The organism is Pseudomonas sp. 1 (assembly GCF_056626735.1).
In genome coordinates, this window is sequence record NZ_JBWXMQ010000019.1 from 32,937 (window position 1) to 53,271 (window position 20,335).

Consider the following 20,335-nt stretch of genomic DNA (forward strand, 5'->3'; position numbering starts at 1 on the left):
CCATGAGCGATAACCTGCTGAACATTCCGTGCACCACCATCAAAGGCGAGCAAAAGACCCTCGCCGACTTCGCCGGCAAGGCAGTGCTGGTGGTCAATACCGCCAGCAAATGCGGTTTTACCCCGCAGTACAAAGGCCTTGAGGAGCTGTGGCAGACCTACAAGGATCAGGGCCTGGTGGTATTGGGTTTTCCGTGCAATCAGTTCGGCAAGCAGGAGCCGGGTAACGAGGGCGCCATCAGCGAGTTTTGCGAGCTGAACTACGGGGTCAGCTTCCCGCTGTTCAAGAAGATCGAAGTCAACGGTGCCGACGCGCACCCACTGTTCGTGCAATTGAAGAAACGCGCGCCAGGCGTGCTGGGCTCCCAGGGCATCAAGTGGAACTTCACCAAATTCCTGATCGGCAAGGACGGCCAGTTGGTCAAGCGCTTCGCCCCGGCTACCAAGCCGCAGGATCTGAGCCGCGAGATCGAAGCCCTGCTCAAATGAACAGCTTGTCCGCCGATTCGCTGAAGCTCGACAGCCAGCTGTGTTTCAAGTTGTATGCCGCTTCGCGGGCGGTGATTCGTGCTTACAAGCCGATGCTCGAACAGCTCGGCCTGACCTACCCTCAATACCTGGCGATGCTGGTGTTGTGGGAATGGCAGCAAACCGTGCCGGAGCAACCCACGGTCAAGGCGCTGGGTGAGCGTCTGGCACTGGATTCCGGCACGCTGACGCCGCTGCTAAAGCGTCTGGAGCAACTGCAGCTGGTCCAGCGTCAGCGCTCGGCCCGAGATGAGCGTGAGGTACATCTGAGCCTCACACCTCAGGGGCAAGCGCTGCGTGAACAGGTCGGGCCGTTGAAAGCACGGCTGCTGTGCGACAGCGGGGTGGATCTGGACCGGCTCAATGACTTGCGCGACGGTCTCGATCACCTGCTGGGGCAGATCAAGGCACTGTCGTAGTCGGAATCCACTGATCCAGCAGCGCCGCCAGCTCTTCACGGCGAAACGGCTTGGCCAGGTAGTCGCTCATGCCCGCCGCCCGGCAGCGTTCGCGTTCCTCGGACATGGCGTTGGCGGTCAGGGCGACAATCGGCAGATGCGGCCAGCGGCCGCTCTGGCGAATCTGGCGACTGGCTTCGTAGCCGTCCATCACAGGCATGTTGCAGTCCATCAGCACCAGATCGAAATCGTCGTGCTCCAGCTGATCCAGCGCTTCCACACCATGGGCGGCGACGACCACTTCGCAGCCGAGTTTCCCCAGCATGCCCTTGGCCACCAACTGGTTGACCGGGTTGTCCTCCACCAGCAGCACCCGACCGCGTCGCTGCGACGGCACGCTTTCGAGGCGCGCGCGGTCGATGGTGGAGAGGTCCGGCAACAGCGTCCGGCGCAGATTCTGATACAGCGCGTTGCGGGCCAGTGGTCGCGCCTGCTGCTGCAACGGCGCGAGGGCCGTGGCTTCCTCACCCGGCATGAAACTTCCGTAAGCGGTTACCAGCAGAATCGGCGCCGTCATCGCCGGGCGCAGGCCGAACAGGCATTCGGGGCAGTCGGTGATGATGACGTCGGGGGACAGGCCAAGCAGTGGATCGTCGAGGGTTCGCTGCTCGTAGGTCAGCCCCCAGACCGGCAGCAGACTTTCCAGCAGCTCTGCCAGCCCGCTGACCGCGCTGGTGATTGCCAGCACCTTGCCGTGCAACGGTGGCGGAATCACCGCGCGGGTGTGGCAGGGCAATGGCAGTTCGGCGCAGAACTGACTGCCGAAACCCACTTCGGAACTGATGGTCAGGCGCCCCTGCATGGCTTCGCACAGGTTATGGGTCAGTGCCAGGCCGAGCCCGGTGCCGCCGTACTGGCGGGTGATGCCGGCCCCCGCCTGGGTGAACGGCTGGAAAATCTTCACCTGCGCTTCCTGGGCGATGCCGATGCCGGTGTCGCAGACTTCGATCCGGACTCCGTCCTTCCAGGTAGACAAGCGCACGTCGACCCGGCCGAAGCGGGTGAATTTCAGGGCATTGGACAACAGATTGCTGACGATCTGCCTGACCCGGGTCGGATCGCCGAGCACCAGCGCCGGGAAGTACGGATCGATCAGGCAAGTCAGCTCGACACTCGGCGCCGCGTTCTGCGACAGCAGGTTGGCGGTGTCTTCGATCAGCGAACCGAGATCGAACGGAATATGTTCGAGCTCCAGTTGCCCGGCATCGAATTTCGACAGGTCGAGAATATCGTTGAGCAGCTCCACCAATACTTTGCCAGAGTCGTGAGCGATGGACAGTTGTTGCTGTTGTTCGGGGTTGAGCGGGCCGTCGAGCGAAAGGGCGATCATCCCCAGCAGGCCGTTGAGCGGGGTGCGGATCTCGTGGCTCATGTTGGCGAGAAATGCCGAGCGTGCCTCGGCCATGTCCAGTGCGGTGCTGCGGGCCACTTCCAGTTCCCGGTTGGACTGGCTTAGGCGCGCGTTGATCGCCTTGAGCTCGGCGGTACGCGCGGACACGATGTCTTCGAGTTGCGCGAGGTAATCGGTGAGCCGGTTTTCCGCATTGCGCCGCTGCTGGATTTCCGTGGCGATGTTCTCGAACTGCTGATTGGCCACCTTGACCAGTACGCCGATCTCGTCATTGGCGTGTCCGCCTGGACATTCAAGGGTGGTCGGTTCGGCACTGCGCGGGTCGCGACTGCTGAGTTCGCGGATCACCCGCACCAGCGGTTTGGTCAGCATCACGTAGAACAGCGCGAGCAGGATCCCGGTGAGAATCAGGCTGCGGGCGAAACCGTTGATCAGCGTGACCTCGGCCCGGCGCAGGAAGCGGCTGCCGAACGCGTACGTGTCGACTTCCAGACTGAGGGTGCCGAGGGATTCGTTGGGCAAGTGATCGAGATAGAGGCGGTCTTCGAACTGGCGTTTGGCGCCGAACAGGAAGTCGCTGATCATCCGGTAGCCGCTTTGCAGCTCCGGGCGTTTGACGTTGGCCAGCACCGTCTGGTTGTTGTCGGTCAGGCGTGCGGAAATGATGGCCGGCGAGCGCAGCAGTCCCAGGGTCAGCTCCTGCGCCAGTTCGGCATCGATGTTGTAGGCGATGCGCGAGGCCGGGTTGTGACTGATTTCCAGCAAAGACAGGATTTCACGGTTGATGGACGCGTCTTCACTGGCATAATCGATGCCGATTTGCAGCAGGCTGAGCAGCGTGCCCAGAATGAACCCGACCAGCACGGTAAGCCGGGCCTGTTTGTACGACAGCCGGTGGGTGAATTTGATATCCATGGGGTGTTGAACCACTTCCGTTTCCCTTCGCTGCTCAAGCATAGTCGATCATGTACGGACTCCTGAGTTCCCGAAGCGCCTTGTAGCAAGGGCCGGGACAGGTTTCGAACGCTGTCTGTCGTCGCTGCACCGCCATCATCACTGTGAACGAGCCCGAGGAGAAGACGTGGATTCCCGATTGAATGCTTTTCTTGAGCGCGCCGAGTCGGTTCTGGCGCGGATCGAACCGCTGCTGCCGGCTCCACGCCCGGTCATCGACTGGGGTACCTGCCTGGCTGCACGCTGGCAGCGTGACGGTCGCAGCGGTTATCTGCTGCCGCTGGAAGTCAGCCTCGACATGCGTCTGTCGGACCTGATCGGTGTCGACCGGCAGCTGGAGCAACTGGGCCGAAATACCCAGCAGTTTCTCGACGGCATGCCGGCCAACCATGCGCTGCTGTGGGGTTCGCGCGGCACCGGTAAATCGTCGCTGGTGCGCGCGCTGCTGGCTGAACATGCCTCGGCCGGTTTGCGTCTGATCGAAATCGAGCGCGATCACCTGGCGGACCTGCCACGGGTGGTGGAGCAGATCGCCAAGCTGCCGCAGCGCTTTGTGCTGTTCTGCGACGACTTGTCGTTCGAGTCCGGCGAAGGCGACTACCGCGTGCTGAAAAGCGTGCTCGACGGCTCGCTCGAACAGGCGCCGGACAACGTGTTGCTGTACGCCACCTCCAACCGTCGCCATCTGGTGCCGGAAAAGGAAAGCGACAACGAAAACTGGAAGCGCGTCGATGGCGAGCTGCATCCGAGCGAGGCGGTGGAAGACAAGATCGCGCTGTCGGATCGCTTCGGCCTGTGGCTGTCGTTCTATCCGTTTACCCAGGAACATTTCCTCAACGTCGTCGAGCACTGGATAGGCCAGTTGGCCACCAAGGCCGGCCTGAGCTGGGAGCGCGACGAACAACTGGACATCCTCGCCGTGCGCTGGGCAACCGGTCGTGGCAATCGCAACGGACGTTGCGCATACCAATTCGCCCGTTACTGGGTGGGACTGAAATTGTTGGAGCACAAGGCATGATTGATTTGCAACAGAGCGGCCAGGGCCTCGAAGGCTATGGCATGTTGGCCGCGCAACTGGAGTCGCTGCTGGCGGACGAACGCGATTTCATCGCCAACGCCGCGCAGTTTTCGGCGTTCCTGTACAACCAGCTCGATGACCTGAACTGGGCCGGTTTCTACCTCAATCGCAACGAAGAGCTGGTGCTTGGCCCGTTCCAGGGCCAGATCGCCTGCGTGCGCATTCCGTTCGGTCGCGGTGTGTGCGGCGCGGCGGCTGCCAGCCTGCAGACGCAACGGGTCGAAGACGTTCACGCGTTCCCCGGCCATATCGCCTGCGACAGTGCGTCGAACAGCGAGCTGGTTGTGCCGTTGGTCAAGGACGGTCGTCTGATCGGTGTGCTCGACCTCGACAGCCCGAAGCTCGCGCGTTTCGGTGCCGAGGATCAGGCCGGGATCGAACAGCTGGCGGCGATTTTCCTGCGCCTGACCGACTGCTGATCACACCGCCAGGCCTGCCTTGAGCAGCACGGCCGCCGGGTCCACGGCATCGATCTGCCGTGGATCGAGAAAACGCGTGGCGTACTGCAGATACACGCCATCGCGAACGAACAGCCCGAACAGCTCGGCATCGATGTGAGCCTCGCGGCACATGGTGGCCATGATCCCCAGCGCTTCACTGAGGGACTTGGCCTTTTTGTACGGGCGGTCGGCGGCGGTCAGGGCTTCAAAGATGTCGGCAATCGCCATCATCCGCGCCGGCAGGCTCATGTCTTCGCGTTTCAGGCGCTTGGGATAACCGGTGCCATCCATCTTTTCGTGATGCCCCCCGGCGATTTCCGCCACGCTGTTCAAATGCCCGGGGAAGGGCAGGTGACTGAGCATCAGGATCGTCTGCACCATGTGGTGGTTGATGATGTAGCGTTCTTCGCGGGTCAGCGTGCCCCGAGGAATGCTGAGGTTGTAGAGCTCGCCGCGATTGTATTTGTAAGGCGGCACGTCGAGCTTGAAGCCCCACGGATTGTCCTCCGGAATCAGCTCGCCCTCGGCGCGTTCCAGCAGATGTTCCTGCTTGTCCGCCAGCAGCGGTTCGCTGACCGGCAAGGTCGGTGCCGGGGTGCGTGCCTGACGCCGGTTCTCTTCCCACGACAAGCCCAGTCGATCATCCAGCGTGCGGGTCCAGGTACGTTGCGCAATACGTTGCAGACGTTGCAGATCGGCCTCGGCCATCGCTTCACTGCCCAGATTGCAGTGGGCGACGAATGCAAAATCGTCATCCAGTGCTGTCAGGGTTGCGTCGCGCAGCTCGGCCAGTTGCCGTTCATCGCCGCCCATGGCCACGGCTTGCCAGTAGCTGACCCATGCATCGCGCTTGAGCAATTCGAAGCGGGTGCGGATTTCATGAAGACGATCGTTCAGGGTTTCCAGTTTGGTGGCTTTGTCGACCACGTATTCCGGGGTCGTGACCTTGCCGCAATCGTGCAGCCACGCGGCAATATGCAAGGCCTCCCATTCGTCTTCATTCGGATGGTAGTCACTGAACGCCGGTGCCTGACTGGCCGCTGCGGCATGGGCGAGTATCAGCGTCAGCTCCGGCACGCGCTGGCAATGCCCGCCGGTATAAGGGCTCTTGGCGTCGATGGCGCCCGCCAGCAACTGAATGAACGCGTCCAGCAATTGTTTCTGCCGGGCTTGCAGGCGCTGGCTCTCGATACTCACCGCCGCCGCCCCGGACACCGCTTGCAGGAAGGCGATGCGATCGGGCCGCAGCTTTTCCAGATCGCTCGCCGTACCGCTGTCATTGATCAGCAGTACCAGCAGGCCGACGGTCTCGTTGTGCCGGTTATGCAGGCGGATACCGATCAGATGAACCCTCGGCGATTCCATGGCCAGCAGCACTTTCTGCAGGTCGGTGGCCTGTTCGAAACCCAGATTGCTCACGACCGTGTTGGCGTTCGCCAGTTGTCGGAACCATTCGGGACTCGGAGCGGTGTCAAGGTTGTGCCCCTGAATATCGAACGCGGCCAGGCTTTGGGACACGCCGTCGACCACCAGACCGCAGGGCTCCATGCGATCGCCATCGTTTTCGCGCAGATAAATCAGGCCCGCCTGGGCCTGGGCGATCTGCACGGTCTCGAACAGCACCCGTTGCAGCAGCGGGGCGAAGCGGGTTTCGGCGGTCAGACTGTCGGTGATCCGAAAGAAACTGGCCAGAGTGTCTTTCATGCGGGCCATCGACAGACTCAACTGGTCGACCTCCAGCACCGGCGAACGTCGGGTCACGGGAAAATTGAAATCGAAACTGCGAATCGCGTCGGCCTCCTTGACCAGCGCATGCAGCGGCTTGACCAGAATTCGCGAGATCAGCCAGCCCAGCGGCAGGCACAGCAGAAGGGTGGCCAGCGTGATCAGCGCGCCTTGCCAGCGCATGCGGTAGGCGTCGACCAGCAACTCGTCCTCCGGCACCAGCAACGCCATCTGCAAGCCCTTCGGTCCACCTTCCTGCAACTGGCTGCGGGCGACGATCCATTGCCGGCCGTCGGCCTTGATCCGATTGCCCTGGTGACCGGAAAACAAGGCATGCAGGGCGGGGCTCAAGTCGGCAACCTTGGCCAGACGCGCGGTTCGGTCATCGACGATCAACCGGCTGCTGTCGGGATAGGCCACGGCATTGCCGTCGGCGTCGAACAGGACGATTTCCGTGGCGGGTGTCACCACGTGTTTGATCAGGGTTGCGGAGAGTGCGTCGAGGGTCAGGTCGGCACCGATCACCGCGTCATCACCGCTGCGTCGAGCCAGTGTCGTGCCGACGTTGCGGGTGGAGAAAAAGACGTAGGGTTCGGTGGTGATCTGTTCGGTCTGCTGCCGCGCGTTGATGTACCACGCCCGGCTGCGGGGATCATAAGGATCGTCGGGGTTGTCCTGCCGGCCGACCGGGGACAGGGCCTGATCGAAGAACAGCGACTGCGAATGCGCCTGACCGCTGGCGTCGTGTTCGATGCTCCAGACCTGAAAAGCCGCTGCCTCGGGTGCCTTGAGCAGGTTTTTCAGCGCCGGCGTGCGCAAAGGACGAACCATGAAGAAGTCGCCGTTGCCATATCCCAGATACAGCGAGGCCAGATCCGGATTGTCCGTCAGGGACTGGCTGAACGGCTTGAGCAGCGCCAGGCGCGGTTCGAGACCGGAAGACCGGGCGGCAGGGGTGTCGGCCAACAGACTCAGCAAATGCCGGATCGGTGCATAAGTGGCTTGCAGATCGAGGCGTACATCCTGTTCGATGCGATTGAACAGTTTTTCGCTGCTCGACAGGATGATCTGTGTGGTCTGTCGATAGTTGAACAGACCCAGCACCACCCCGGTGAGCAACAGCAGAAAGGTGAACATGACGCTGATGTGCACATGCAGCGGGAACCGGCGTTGTTCCGGGCGCAGTGGGCTGGGCATTGCGGACTCTCCGTGTAGGTAAGCACACCGCTCAGCGTCCAAGCATAGTTAAGCCCCGGTCACTTTGCTCTGGCTGATCCGGTTCAGTTGCTGTTCCAGTGCCTGCTCCAGTTCCAGGATGGCAAGGCGGCTGGCCTGACAGCGACGCTCGATCTCGTCCCCCGGCAGCGCTTGCTGACAAGCCTGCTCAAGTGCATCGCAACTGTCGATCAGACGTGTGGCCTGGGCAATGCGTGCGGCGCCTTTGATCTTGTGTGCGATGACGGCCAGCGCAGGGCGGTCCCGTGTGAGGGACACAGTCTGCAACTCCTGCCGGTCAAGACGACTGCTGTTGAGCAGTTCTGCCAGCAGGCGGTGAGTCTGGGAGGGGTTGCCGCCGGTCAGCAGCGTGAGCCCTTGCAGATTGAACACCGGCGCACGGAACAACGGCTTAACGCTGTCGACCCATTGGCTCAGGCTGTTCAGGCTCAGGGGTTTGAACAGGCACTCGTTCATGCCGGCCTGTTTGCAGCGCTGGATTTCCTCCGGCTGGGCATTGGCGGTGAACCCCAGCACCGTGCACGCCGGGCGGCGGGTGAGCATTTCGTGCTGACGAATCGCCCGGGTCAGCTCATAGCCGTTCATGACGGGCATGTTGCAGTCGGCAATGACCAGATCGAATTCGCCGTTCTTCCATTGCTCCAGTCCGCGCTGGCCATCTTCGGCAATACTGAAGCGGTGCCCGAGGTACTCCAGCTGCTGGCACATCAGAAGCCGATTGGCCGGATGGTCATCGACCACCAGAACCGTCAAGGGGATGAGGGATGCCTGAATCTGCGGTTCGTCTTCTGCTCTCGCCACTTGCGCAGGCAGGATGGCCATCGGTAGCGAGACACTGACCTGTGTGCCGACTCCGGGCAAGCTGCTCAACCGCAGTTTTCCTCCCATCATTTCGCAAAGGTTGCGGCTGATGACCAGTCCCAGGCCCGCGCCGCTGACGGTTCGTTGTCCGCCGTTGCCGGCCTGGGCGAAGGGTTCGAACAGTCGCAACTGATCCTGCGTCGTGATCCCGATGCCGCTGTCCTGTACGGTCAGTTGCACCATCGAGCGTTCCGGATCGTCGGTGGGTTGAACATCCAGCGTGATTTTGATGTGTCCTGCTTCGGTGAACTTGATGGCATTGCTGATCAGGTTCGACAGCACCTGCTTGAAGCGCAGCGGGTCGAGGTGTACATCGACATCCAGTTCCGGCGGAGAGACGGACATCGCCAGTGAAAGGTGTTTCTGCCGGGCGAGCCCTTCGAAGATTCTGACCACAGAACCGACGGTATCGATCAGGTTGATTCGCTCGGGGTTCAGACTCAGCCGCCCGGACTCGATGCGGGCAATGTCCAGGATGTCGCCGATCAGGCCCAGCAGATCCTTGGCAGAATGGTAGGCCGTTTCGATGCCGGAGCGATCCGGGTGAGCGTGGTCCATGCGCTTGAGCGTCAACTCGAGCATGCCGATCACGGCGTTCATCGGTGTGCGGATCTCGTGGCTCATGGTCGCCAGAAACGTACTTTTGGCCCGGTTGGCATCGTCCGCCTGCTCCTTGGCAGCGCGCAGCTCATCAAGCAGCTCGCGGCGCTCGCTGATGTCGATCCAGCCGCCGATGATTCCCTGAACTTCACCGCTGGAGTCCCGGTACGGCAGGATCCAGTGATAGATCGTCAGATGCCGGTTGCCGATCTGCAGCGGCCGGTCGAGCACCAGCGGTTTGCCCTCGGCCATTACCCGCTGATAGTCGGCCTGATACGTCAGGGCTTCGAAAGCATTGTTCGATGGCCCCTGCATCACACTTTTGCCAATGACGTCTTCGCGTCGGGCATTGAACGCCTGGAGATAGCTGTCATTGCAGCTTTTCAGCACGCCCTGGCGGTCACGCACGTAGATGGGGTGGGGTGTGCCGTTGACCAGTGCGCCCATGAATTCCAGTTGATCGTTCAAGGCTCGTTCGGCTGCCTTGCGTTGTTTGATCTGGCGGCGCATGTAGGCATTCCAGAACAGCGACAGCAGCAACAGCAGGCAGGCGCCGCCGATCGCCTGATAAAAAAAGCGCTGGTACTGATGCCATGTGCCTTGCGAAACACTTGAGTAGCCACGCCAGCGACCATTGATGATGCCCAGTTCTTCGGGGGTGATGCTCATCAGCGACTTGTCGATGATCGAGCTCAGTTCCGTGTTGTCTCGAGCTGTGGCCAGGGAGAAGGCCGCCTGACGTGTGCCGATGGTGGTGGTGATCTGCAGTGGCTGTTCGAAAATGCGGGATGTGATGAAGTAGTTGGCGATGACCAGCGAGTTCACTGCGCCCTCGACCTGACCTGCGTCGAGTAACGCCACGGCACTGAAGGTGTCGGGTGTTTCGATCAGTTGGATACGTGGAAATTCGGACCGCAGGTATTCGATCATCGGATTGCCCTGGGCGATCGCCAGTCGTTTGCGTTTGAGCTGACCCAGGTGGGTCGGACTGTCGGCCGCTTTTCGGGTCAACAGGACATAGGAGTTTTCCAGGTAGGGGCGACTGAAGGTCAGGGTTTGCTCGCGCTGAGTGGTGGGCAGCAGGGCGGCGATAAGGTCGGCCTGGTGATTTTCAACCTGCTTGATCATCTCTGCATCGTTGCGGCTGCGGCGGACGTCGAAACGCAGGCCGGTGCGCAAGCGGATGAGTTCGAGCAGGTCGGCACTGATGCCGCGAAAGTTGCCATCACTGTCGAAGAACGTCAGCGGGGCGAAGGCCTCGTTGACGACCACACTTACCACCGGATTCCTTTTCAGCCACTGTTCTTCGCGTCGGGTCAGTTGCAGCTTCTGGTCTGTGAGCAGTGTGTCGCTGCCGACGCTCCAGCGCTTGGCGATGTTTTCGCGCTCGCTGCCAGGGACAGTCTTGAGCACGGTGTCGATGATTTTGACCAGCTGTGCGTTGTTGCGATGCACGGCGAAGCTGAACCCGTGAGCCTCGTGCTTGCCGAAATTGGCCATGCGGATGTTGTTCAGGTAACCCTTGCTGATCATGTAGTGCGTGGAAATGGTGTCGCCGAGAAACACGTCCGCCTGATCGAATGCGACGGCGTTGATTGCGTTCTGGTAGGACGGATAGGACGTGATGAGGGCTTTGGGATACATCGCCTTGACCTCATCCAGCGGCAGATAGTGATAGAGCATGCTCAGCCGCAGACCGGCCAGGCCTTCGGTCAGAGAGCGGGTTTCGCCTTCGCGGGTCACCAGCACCGGTTGATCGACGGCGTAGGGGCGGGACAGCACGATGTCCGGGTTTTCCGCTTCGAAGCCGTTGGATGTGCCGAGCATGTCGATGCTGCCGTCGATCAATGCCCGAATCGCGGCTTCTCGAGACGCGAAGCGCCTGACCTTGACCGGCAGACCGGTCGCCTGGCCGACCAGCCCCGCGTAGTCCGCCGTGAATCCCTCGAAGTCGTGCCCGCTGGTGGTCATGTCGAAGGGCGGATAGTCGGGAGCAGAGGCCCCAAGAATCAACTCATTGCGAGCGTGCAGCCACGCCATCTGCGCGGGCTCGAGCGAGACCGATATGGATCTGTCGGTCGAGCGCGCAAGCAGGACAAAGTCCTGGAAGGTAAGCGATGCAACCGTGACAGGTGCGCTGATACACAGGCATGCACTCAATGCAATCAGAAAACTCTTTAAGCGACTGGGCATGTTGGCTCTCACACGAGTGCGTTACGTTTGGCCATTTCGATAAGTTCTACAAGGGACTTGGCTTTGAGTTTTTGCATGAGGCGTTTTTTATAAGTACTGACGGTTTTATTGCTGAGAAACATGCCTTTGGCTATTTCCTTGTTGGTGCGTCCTTGAGCAAATAATTGCAGCACCATCAGTTCCCGGTCATTGACGGATTTGAAAAGTTCAAGTTCTACATAGCGCACATCATCTTGACGAACCGGATTCAAGGCCTGGCTGGGAAAGTAGTTGTAACCGGACAGTACGGCTTTGATTGCACTGACCAGTTCGCTCAGGTCTTCCTGTTTGCACACGTAACCCGAGGCACCTGACTGCATGCAACGTATGCCGAACAGGGTCGGGCATTGCGCAGTCAATACCAGCGTCTTGAATGGCGAACTCATTGCGTTGAAGCGGGACAGGACTTCCAGGCCGTCGAGTTTGGGAATGCTGATGTCGAGGATGATCAGGTCGGGCATGCATTCGCGAACCATCTGCATGGCATCGACACCGTTATCGGTTTCTCCGACGACTTTATAACCTTCATGCTCCAGCAGCATTCGAACGGCAAGGCGGATGACCGGGTGATCGTCGACAATAAAAACGGAGTTCATAATCAAATCCCATACGAGCGCAAATAAAGGGCGAACCTTAGCTCAGATGAATGAACGCTCGCATGAACTGGCAGGCCGTCAGCAGCAATCAGGGAGAAGTCCTACAAATAAAGAAGAATCAGACTACGTGTTAACTAGGTTTGACGTAGGTAGAGGCGTGAGATGTTCAAGAGTTGTTCTTGTTTAAGTTTGGAGGGGGCGCAGTGCGGTCGATGCTGAAACTATTATCGGTTTTCCGGTTTCGCCTTCTTGAACATATAAAAAAGGAAAGGTCTGTCTTTTCGCCGTTATTGCACAAGACCCGCCCGATCCATTGCAGATTGGGCGGGGGTGCAGGCGTCAGTGGCTGGAACGGCCGGTCATTTCCAGCGCCATGTCGCTGGCGTAGCTGTCGGTCATGCCGGCGATGAAGTCGATCATGCGCAGGAACGATGTGTGTAGAGGACCGTACGGATCCGGTGCGTTGTTGCCCAGCAGATCGAGAATCCGGCGGCTCTTGAACGACGGCGTGCGGCCGTTGTGCTGTTCCAGGGCCGCACCGCAGAAGGCGTTGAGCAAAATCTCCAGGGTCGTGTAAGCACCAATTTCATGCAGGGTCTTGCGCTTGTCCTGAAAGATTTTCTTGCGGGCGATGTCTTTGGCGTTCAACACGCAGCGCTTGGCCGGACCGTGCATGTGCTCCACCAGATCCCCCGGCAGCGTACCGGCCAGCAGTGCGTCCTGTTGTTCGACGAAGGCTCGGGCGGCCGCGTTGGTCAGATGTTCGATGGCCTTGCCGCGCAGGATTGCCAGTTTGCGCCGGCGTGAATCCTGCGGGCCGAGCTGGCGATAGGTTTCGGGCAGATCATCGCCGACCAGACCGAGCAGCAGCGACTCGACTTCGGCATAATCCAGCAGCTCCATTTCCAGGCCATCTTCCAGATCGATCAGGGCGTAGCAGATGTCGTCCGCCGCCTCCATCAGATACACCAACGGATGGCGTGCCCAACGTTGCTCTTCCAGTTGCGGCAGACCCAGCTTGTGGGCGATCTGCTCCAGCAACGGCAGTTCGCTCTGATAGCAACCGAATTTGTGCTTCTTGTAACCGAGGGAGTCAGCGTGTCGCGCGGTCCACGGGTACTTCAGATAGGTGCCGAGGGTGGCGTAGGTGAGTCGTGTCCCGCCGTCGAACTGGTGATATTCCAGCTGCGTGAGCACCCGGAAACCCTGGGCATTGCCTTCGAAATTCAGGAAGTCGCCGCGCTCGGCGTCGCTCATCGCGTCCAGCCATCCGCGCCCGGCAGCCTGCTGGAACCAGTGACGGATCGCGTCTTCACCGGAATGGCCGAACGGCGGATTGCCGATGTCGTGTGCCAGGCAGGCCGATTGAACCACCATGCCCAGATCGCTCGGTTCGCACCATTCGGGCAGGGCGCGGCGCAGGGTTTCACCGACGCGCATGCCCAGCGAGCGGCCGACACAACTGACTTCCAGCGAGTGGGTCAGGCGCGTGTGAATGTGGTCGTTGCTCGACACCGGATGCACCTGGGTCTTGCGCCCCAGGCGGCGGAAGGCGCCGGAGAAGATGATGCGGTCATGGTCTTTATGGAACGGGCTGCGGCCCAGTTCCTGCGGGCTGTGCAAGGGTTTGCCGAGACGTTCGCGGTTGAGCAGGGTATGCCAATCCAAGGCTGATTCTCTCCGTCTGGTGACTGATTCCCTAGCTTCCCGGTTCAGGCTGGCATCTGCAAGCGCAACTACAATCCTGCCGCATCGATGTCGATCAGCAGCAGGCGCTCGCCGTTATCGAAAAACTGTCCGGCGGTCAGGCAATACTGGTTGCTGGTGGCGTCGCGATAGGTGTTGGAAAGCGTCAGGCGCCGTTCTTCCCAGCCTTCGGCCAGCAGGTGATAGAAGTACGGGCGCCACGACCAGTTGTGGCCCAGGTAGCGATTGTCGGCGACCCAGCCGCTTTGTCGCCATTCCAGGTTTGGCGTCAGCTGGGTGCCGTGACGGTCGCATTGGTAAAAGCGCAGCAGCCACGGGAAGGCGTCGAGCTGTGGCAGGGCGCTGAGCGGGGCGCGGGCCTGGGCCCAGGTTTGCAGGATGGTCATGAGTTCGCCGAGCTGCTGGCGCATGAACATCCATCTGCTGCGTTCGGCCAGCTTCTGGCGCACGTAGGACTGGCGCAGCTCGGCAAAGCGCTCAACGAAGTCATCCGTGCCGAAAAGTGCCTCATGCGCCCGGGCGAACAGAAAACCTTGCACGTAGCGCGATCCGCACTCCAGCGCGAAATTCAGCTGCGCCGTGGTTTCCACGCCTTCGGCAATGATCCAGCAGCCGGTTTTTTCGGCCATTTGCGCGAGGGCTTTGACCACGTCACTGCTCGGGCCGCCAAGTGCGGCGGCCTGGAACAGGCGCATGTCGAGTTTGAGAATGTCCGGTTGCAGCGCCAGCACGCGATCAAGCTGCGAATAGCCGGCGCCGAAATCGTCGATGGCAATCCGGGCACCGGCATCGCGATAGCGGGCCACGACTTCGCTCAGGCGCTGGCTGTTGCCGCCAAGTTCAGTAATCTCGAAAACAATCCGCTGTGGATCGATACCGTGCCGTGCAAGCTGTTTCAGGCTCGGCAAGGCCTGGTCGGCACGCAAGCGACTGATCCAGCGCGGTGACATGTTCAGGCTGAGAAACCAGTCCGGCGGCGCTTCGTGCAGTCGGCTCAACGCGTTATCCCGGATCTGCCGGTCCAGTCGGCGCAGCGCGACGGCCGGGGTGCGCGGGTCGGCGAACAGCGGTCCGACCGATACCAGTTGGCCATCGGCCTGGCGCAGACGACCCAGTGCCTCGACACCTGCAATGCGTCCGGTGGCGGTATCGATGAAAGGTTGAAAGCAGGCGAGCGGTTGCCCGTCGATCACGGGGCCTCCTTGTCGTTCTTGTTCTGGTCGAATTCTGCCGGCCGGATAGGCGAGCGGGATTGAATCTCCGGATAAGAGATTCAATCCCGCTGATGTTGCAAGAATGCAGCCAGATGCGAAGGGTCAGCGTTTGCTCGAACTCTGCATGACCAGCTTGATCAGTGGAGCGAGGCTGGTGCCCAGGCGGATCAGTCGGGTCAAGCCGCCGACACCACCGCTTTTGGCTCCTTTTCCCGTGATGAAGCCCAGCAGCGTCACGGCCGCCACGCCCCATAACGGCGCGTGCTTGATGCCGAAACCGCCCTGCAGGTTTTGCGTCATGCCACGCATGCGTTGCAGTGGTTGCAGGACCTGGCCGGTTTCGTGGCGGATTTCCTGACGATGCATTTCCATGCGCAAACGGATCAGTGCCTTGCGCATTTCCCGGCGTGAGCTGTTGTGCGGAAGTTCAGGCAGGCTCATGGCAACAGGCGCTCCCGGTCGTTGGCCAATTCTTCCAGCGTGCCGTGGAAGGGCGAGGATTCATCGAAGATCGCGGCCTTGAGACGCAGCGCGCAAAAGATTGCTGCCAGGGTATAGAACACACACAGACCAATGATTGCAGCCAGGCGATAGGTGTCCCAGAACACAATCAGGACAAGCGTCGACAGGCCAACCAGCAACAGCAGCGCAAACACCAGCGCGAGGCCGGCGAACAGCAACAGGCTGACGGTACGTGACTTCTGCTCCTGCAATTCGATACCGAACAATTCGACGTGGCTGTGCAGCAGACCGAGAACGGCGGCGCCCAGACGTCGTGTGGAGGAGGCGGTGCCCGTGTTCGGGCCGGATTCACCGATCGACATGATCAGCGCCGCGTGGCCAGCAGGCCGATCAGAAACCCTACGCCGGCGGCGATGCCCACCGATTGCCAAGGGTTGGCGGACACATATTCCTCGGTGGCGGTGACCGCAGCCTGACCGCGCTCGCGCAGAGTCTCTTCAGTCAACTTCAGGGTTTCCCGTGCGCGCAGCAGGCTCTCGTGGATTTGCTCGCGCAACTCGTCAGCCTGATCACCGGCCAGCGTGGCGGTGTGTTCCAGCAACCGTTCAGTGTCGCTGACCAGCGTCTGGAAGTCGTTCATCAGGATTTCTTGAGCAGTCTTTGCCTTGATGCTGGCCATGGGGGATCTCCGTAAGTGGCGTTTTGAAGCAGCGTTCTGAAGCGTTCGAGTATGAGCCAAGTGTGAAGGTTCAGTGCAAATGGCTGGTACAACTTTTGCTGTGTCGTGGTGCGTCGATCGGTAGCAGTGCGCTGTTGCCGGGCGCGAACCCGGGCAAAGCATGGCCCGGACGATGAGGGTTCATGTCAGCCCATCGACCTAGTGCGCCAAAGCGGTTCACCGAACTACCGGATCAGTGACTGCGCAGGCGCAACTTGGTGCATGAAATGTGCGCATGAACCGCTTTGGTGCCTTTTTCAGCTTCGGGTCTGCCTCCTCATGGAAAATCTGCAAAGCGCTGTGGACACACTGGTTCACAGTTCGAACACGTTGTTCATTCTGATCGGTGCGGTCATGGTGCTGGCCATGCACGCCGGATTCGCGTTTCTGGAGGTCGGAACGGTTCGCCAGAAAAACCAGGTCAACGCCCTGTCGAAGATTCTCAGCGACTTCGCGGTGTCGACGCTCGCCTATTTCTTTATAGGCTATTGGCTTTCGTACGGGGTGACCTTCCTGCAACCGGCGGCGGTGCTCAGTGCCGATCATGGTTATGGACTGGTGAAGTTTTTCTTCCTGCTGACCTTTGCAGCGGCGATCCCGGCGATTATCTCCGGCGGCATCGCCGAACGGGCGCGGTTTGTGCCACAACTGTGCGCCACGGCGCTGATCGTAGCGTTCATCTACCCGTTTTTCGAAGGCATGATCTGGAACGGCAACTACGGCCTGCAAGCCTGGCTGACTGCGCAGTTCGGTGCAGCCTTCCATGACTTTGCAGGTTCTGTGGTGGTGCATGCCATGGGCGGTTGGCTGGCGCTGGCGGCGGTGTTGCTGCTCGGGCCGCGCAACGGGCGCTATCGTGACGGCAAGCTGGTGGCGTTCGCGCCTTCGAGCATTCCGTTTCTGGCATTGGGTTCGTGGATTCTGATCGTCGGCTGGTTTGGCTTCAACGTAATGAGCGCGCAAACCCTGCAGGGAGTCAGCGGACTGGTGGCGGTCAACTCGCTGATGGCGATGGTCGGCGGCACGGTGGCGGCGTTGATCGTCGGGCGCAACGACCCGGGCTTTCTGCACAACGGTCCGTTGGCCGGGCTGGTGGCGGTGTGCGCCGGTTCCGACCTGATGCACCCGGTCGGCGCGCTGGTGACGGGCGCGATTGCCGGTGCCCTGTTTGTCTGGTGCTTCACGGCGGCGCAAGTCAAATGGCGGATCGATGACGTGCTGGGTGTCTGGCCGTTGCACGGTCTGTGTGGCGTGTGGGGCGGCATTGCCTGCGGGATCTTCGGCTCGACCGCGCTGGGCGGACTCGGCGGCGTCAGCCTCATCAGCCAGTTGATCGGCACCGCCCTTGGTGTGGCGGTGGCGCTGATCGGCGGGTTTGTCGTCTACGGTTCGATCAAGGCACTGCATGGTTTGCGCCTGAGCCAGGAACAGGAGTACTACGGCGCCGACCTGTCGCTGCACAAGATCGGCGCGGTGAGCCAGGACTAGGTTTCCTCATCGTCGGCTCCGGGGTAAAAACCGTGAAGCAGGCGATAGCGATCGATGCGCACCTGATCGACTTTCTCCTGCACCCGATGCGCAGGAAACCCCAGCAGGATCAGCGCATGGGAGCCGAGCATCAGGCTTGACTCCAGCAGCTCCGGCACCACTTCACTGGCGCCGGCCGCTTTCAGCTCGGCCGACTGGCTGTCATCCCGGGTGCGTACCAGAATCGGTACTGTCGGGTTGAGGCGCCGGGCCTCCTTGAGAACCCGCAAGGCTACGTCGGCTTGATCCACGGCAATGACCAGCAACCTGGCGCGCAGCAAGCCGACGGCGGTCAACAGATCGCCGCGGGTTGAATCGCCGTAGTGGACGTCGCGTTCGACGGTGGCGGCTTCCTGTATTCGCACCGGATCGTTATCCAGTGCGACGTAGGTTTGCCCGGCATTGCGCATGAAGCGCCCGATCGACTGACCGACACGGCCGTAACCGCAGATCACCACATGCCCGTCGAACCCGGCATTGAGGGCGCTGATTTCCTCGATCTGCGCTTCCTGATTGGGTTTGCGGTGCAGGGCGGCGGCGATGCGCGGTGCGGCGCGTAACAGCAAAGGCGTCAGCAGCATCGAGCAGAAGGTGGCGGCGAGCAGCAGGGCGCCGAGCTCGGCGGGGAGCAGCCGGTTCTGCTGCATCTGCGCCATCAGGGCGAAGCAGAATTCTCCGCCCTGGGCGAGAGCAAGACCGCTGCGCCAGGCCGTTTCACTGTCGCTGCCGCGCCATTTCACCAGCAGCGTCACCACCAGGCCTTTGATCACCAGTAAACCCAGGGTCATGCCGATAATCTGCAGGCTGTGACTGGCGAACAGTTGCAGGTCGATCAGCATGCCGATACTGACGAAAAACAGCCCCAGCAGAATGTCGCGAAACGGCCGGATATCGGCCTCGATCTGATGCCGGTAGTGGCTTTCGCCCAGCAGCATGCCCGCGAGGAACGCGCCGAGGGCCGGAGACAGGCCCAGCAAGTGGGTCAGCCAGGCCGTCAGCAGGACAATGACCAGTGCCAGCAACACGAACAGCTCCGCCGAGCGGGACGCCGCGACTTCCTGGAACAGGCGTGGCAGCAGCCAGCGACTGGTCAGCAACAAACCGAAGAACAGCAATACGGTCTTCAACAAGGTCAGGGGCAGCGCCCAGTACCAGGCCTGATCACTGCTGCCGGCGAACACCGGCACCAGCGTCAGCAGCAACACTGCCACCACGTCCTGGAACAACAGCACGCCCACCGCGTTCTGGCCATGGCTGCTGAAAATTTCGCCGAGACTGCCCAGCTCCTTGGTCACAATCGCCGTGGATGACAACGACAGGCCGGCGCCCAGCAGCAAGGCCGGTGTGGCAGGCATGCCCAGCAGCATCAGCACGCTTCCCAGCAGCACCGTGGTGATCACCACCTGCTGGCTGCCCAGTCGGAAGACCACCTTGCGCAGGGCAATCATTTTCGACAGGGAGAATTCCAGCCCCAGGGAAAACAACAGAAACACCACACCCAGTTCGGCAAGATCCGGCAAATGTTCGCTTTCATTGATCCAGTCGAACGCCTTCGGCCCGACCATCAACCCTACGCACAGATAGCCCAGCACAGGTGGCAGGCGCAGGCGACGGAACAGGGCAATCATCACCAGGGACGACGCCAGAATGATCAGCAGATTGGCAAACACAAGACACTCCGGGACAGATCAGGCTCTTCAAGCGTAGAGGTAAAAAACACCGGAGCATCGCGCAAGCGGCGATTTTGTGGGCTGATTTACGTCAGGGTTTTGCCAAGGCCGGTTTTCGCACCGGATGGGTGGGTCGACGGGCCTTGTGAGCGGGCCTAGAATGATCACTCGATTTTTGGGGTTGAACGCACATGCTTCCTGAATGCCAGTTGTTCGGCACCCTGGGGTGCCATTTGTGTGAAGTCGCAGAGGCCGAACTGATGCCTTTTGTCGAGCATGGTCTGCTGGTGGAACTGGTGGACATTGCTGACAACGAATCGTGGTTCGAGGCTTACAGCCTGCGCATCCCTGTCCTGCGCAGGGTTGATACCGGCGCGGAACTGGGGTGGCCGTTCAGCGCCGATCAGGTGGTGGCATTCCTGCGTTAAGGTTTTTTCCTCTTCTGCGTTGATGGCATTCGTCACCTTCGCTCAATCACGGCTTGGCACCTTTCGGGTTATTCGGTTACTGTATGCGCATACAGTAATTGGATTGGCCTGCCATGCCGTTTTCAGGCATTGCTCAGGCCAAACCGGATGTCAGAGGGAGCAACCGTGGTCAATGTCGAACAGTTGAAAAGCAGCGTGAACGGGATGTCGGTTGACGTGGTGCGCGAGGCCGTCCACGAATTGCGCCTGGACGGTCTGGTCACGGAAGGCAAGACTCCCTTCAACAAGCTTCATTTCAATACGTGCTTTGCCGAGATCGAGGCATTGTTCCAGCGTGCCGGCTATCACAAGCAGCTGGATGTGGTTGGGTATCAGGGTTTGTTGTACGCCTTGTACGATCCGGGTCGTTGGGATGCCGTGGATGTGTTGCGCTGGCTCAAGGAATTTACCGAGGCGGCGGCGCTCAAATCGATCCCCGCCTGATTCCGCGCTAGGTCTGCTGCGTCCGGTGTTGGATAATGCCGCTCTGCTTTGAGAGTTCGAGTTTTCCG

At 60.7% G+C, this 20,335-nt stretch carries 17 protein-coding genes; 7 read left to right on the forward strand and 10 right to left on the reverse strand.

Translation table 11 applies throughout. The features are described from left to right. Window positions 1-2: 2 nt before the first annotated feature. Both AC1MDC_RS24345 and AC1MDC_RS24350 read left to right on the forward strand, forming a co-directional pair. Window positions 3-488, forward strand: coding sequence for a glutathione peroxidase (locus AC1MDC_RS24345; RefSeq protein ID WP_085700054.1), 486 nt, complete (start codon window positions 3-5; stop codon window positions 486-488). Next, window positions 485-946 (forward strand): MarR family winged helix-turn-helix transcriptional regulator, encoded by a 462-nt coding sequence (locus tag AC1MDC_RS24350; protein ID WP_085700056.1) that lies wholly within the window; start codon window positions 485-487, stop codon window positions 944-946. The genes AC1MDC_RS24345 and AC1MDC_RS24350 overlap by 4 nt, the downstream gene beginning before the upstream one ends. Here AC1MDC_RS24350 and AC1MDC_RS24355 read toward each other — a convergent pair. Further along, entirely contained in the window at window positions 930-3,293 is a 2,364-nt protein-coding gene (locus AC1MDC_RS24355) for a hybrid sensor histidine kinase/response regulator (RefSeq protein WP_371917935.1), read from the reverse strand. The two genes, AC1MDC_RS24350 and AC1MDC_RS24355, sit on opposite strands and share 17 nt — an antisense overlap. Before the next feature lie 124 nt (window positions 3,294-3,417). Here AC1MDC_RS24355 and AC1MDC_RS24360 point away from each other — a divergent pair, with 124 nt between their 5' ends. Together AC1MDC_RS24360 and AC1MDC_RS24365 are read left to right on the forward strand one after the other, a co-directional pair. Continuing rightward, complete coding sequence (locus AC1MDC_RS24360; protein WP_085700061.1) at window positions 3,418-4,308, forward strand: ATP-binding protein; 891 nt, start codon at window positions 3,418-3,420, stop codon at window positions 4,306-4,308. After that, the gene (locus tag AC1MDC_RS24365; protein WP_085700063.1) at window positions 4,305-4,787 is read left to right on the forward strand and encodes a GAF domain-containing protein; all 483 of its coding nucleotides are present in this window, start codon (window positions 4,305-4,307) and stop codon (window positions 4,785-4,787) included. The genes AC1MDC_RS24360 and AC1MDC_RS24365 overlap by 4 nt, the downstream gene beginning before the upstream one ends. Here AC1MDC_RS24365 and AC1MDC_RS24370 read toward each other — a convergent pair whose 3' ends face one another. From AC1MDC_RS24370 to AC1MDC_RS24405, 8 genes are all read right to left on the reverse strand, one after another. Then, window positions 4,788-7,730, reverse strand: a complete 2,943-nt coding sequence (locus AC1MDC_RS24370; RefSeq protein WP_480393839.1) for an HD domain-containing phosphohydrolase — start codon at window positions 7,728-7,730, stop codon at window positions 4,788-4,790. It lies immediately after the preceding gene. A gap of 48 nt (window positions 7,731-7,778) precedes the next feature. Then, window positions 7,779-11,423 carry a transporter substrate-binding domain-containing protein gene (locus AC1MDC_RS24375; protein WP_085704432.1) on the reverse strand — a complete coding sequence of 1,215 codons (3,645 nt, stop codon included), beginning with the start codon at window positions 11,421-11,423 and terminating at the stop codon, window positions 7,779-7,781. Window positions 11,424-11,431: 8 nt separating this feature from the next. Further along, on the reverse strand, window positions 11,432-12,058 hold the full coding sequence (locus tag AC1MDC_RS24380) for a response regulator transcription factor (protein WP_085700069.1): 627 nt from the start codon (window positions 12,056-12,058) through the stop codon (window positions 11,432-11,434). A gap of 339 nt (window positions 12,059-12,397) precedes the next feature. Continuing rightward, complete coding sequence (locus tag AC1MDC_RS24385) at window positions 12,398-13,726, reverse strand: deoxyguanosinetriphosphate triphosphohydrolase (protein WP_085700071.1); 1,329 nt, start codon at window positions 13,724-13,726, stop codon at window positions 12,398-12,400. 68 nt (window positions 13,727-13,794) lie between these two features. After that, window positions 13,795-14,958 carry an EAL domain-containing protein gene (locus AC1MDC_RS24390; RefSeq protein WP_085700073.1) on the reverse strand — a complete coding sequence of 388 codons (1,164 nt, stop codon included), beginning with the start codon at window positions 14,956-14,958 and terminating at the stop codon, window positions 13,795-13,797. 123 nt (window positions 14,959-15,081) lie between these two features. Next, a complete protein-coding gene (locus AC1MDC_RS24395) occupies window positions 15,082-15,420 on the reverse strand; it encodes a hypothetical protein (protein WP_064598290.1) in 339 nt (112 codons plus the stop codon). Further along, window positions 15,417-15,803, reverse strand: coding sequence for a phage holin family protein (locus AC1MDC_RS24400; protein WP_085700075.1), 387 nt, complete (start codon window positions 15,801-15,803; stop codon window positions 15,417-15,419). Before AC1MDC_RS24400 ends, AC1MDC_RS24395 begins: the two co-directional genes overlap by 4 nt. Window positions 15,804-15,805: 2 nt before the next feature. After that, window positions 15,806-16,120: an ElaB/YgaM/YqjD family protein gene (locus tag AC1MDC_RS24405; RefSeq protein WP_480393840.1), complete on the reverse strand. Its 315-nt coding sequence runs from the start codon at window positions 16,118-16,120 to the stop codon at window positions 15,806-15,808. Between the two features lie 318 nt (window positions 16,121-16,438). Here AC1MDC_RS24405 and AC1MDC_RS24410 point away from each other — a divergent pair, with 318 nt between their 5' ends. Beyond that, entirely contained in the window at window positions 16,439-17,647 is a 1,209-nt protein-coding gene (locus tag AC1MDC_RS24410; protein WP_085700079.1) for an ammonium transporter, read from the forward strand. Here the strand turns inward: AC1MDC_RS24410 and AC1MDC_RS24415 are convergent. Next, window positions 17,644-19,356, reverse strand: coding sequence for a cation:proton antiporter (locus tag AC1MDC_RS24415; RefSeq protein ID WP_480393841.1), 1,713 nt, complete (start codon window positions 19,354-19,356; stop codon window positions 17,644-17,646). The genes AC1MDC_RS24410 and AC1MDC_RS24415 overlap by 4 nt on opposite strands. Before the next feature lie 191 nt (window positions 19,357-19,547). On the opposite strand from AC1MDC_RS24415, the gene AC1MDC_RS24420 reads away from it, so the two are divergent. Then, window positions 19,548-19,784 (forward strand): glutaredoxin family protein, encoded by a 237-nt coding sequence (locus AC1MDC_RS24420; RefSeq protein WP_085700083.1) that lies wholly within the window; start codon window positions 19,548-19,550, stop codon window positions 19,782-19,784. 165 nt (window positions 19,785-19,949) lie between these two features. After that, the gene (locus AC1MDC_RS24425) at window positions 19,950-20,267 is read left to right on the forward strand and encodes a hypothetical protein (protein WP_007955735.1); all 318 of its coding nucleotides are present in this window, start codon (window positions 19,950-19,952) and stop codon (window positions 20,265-20,267) included. Window positions 20,268-20,335 lie beyond the last annotated feature (68 nt).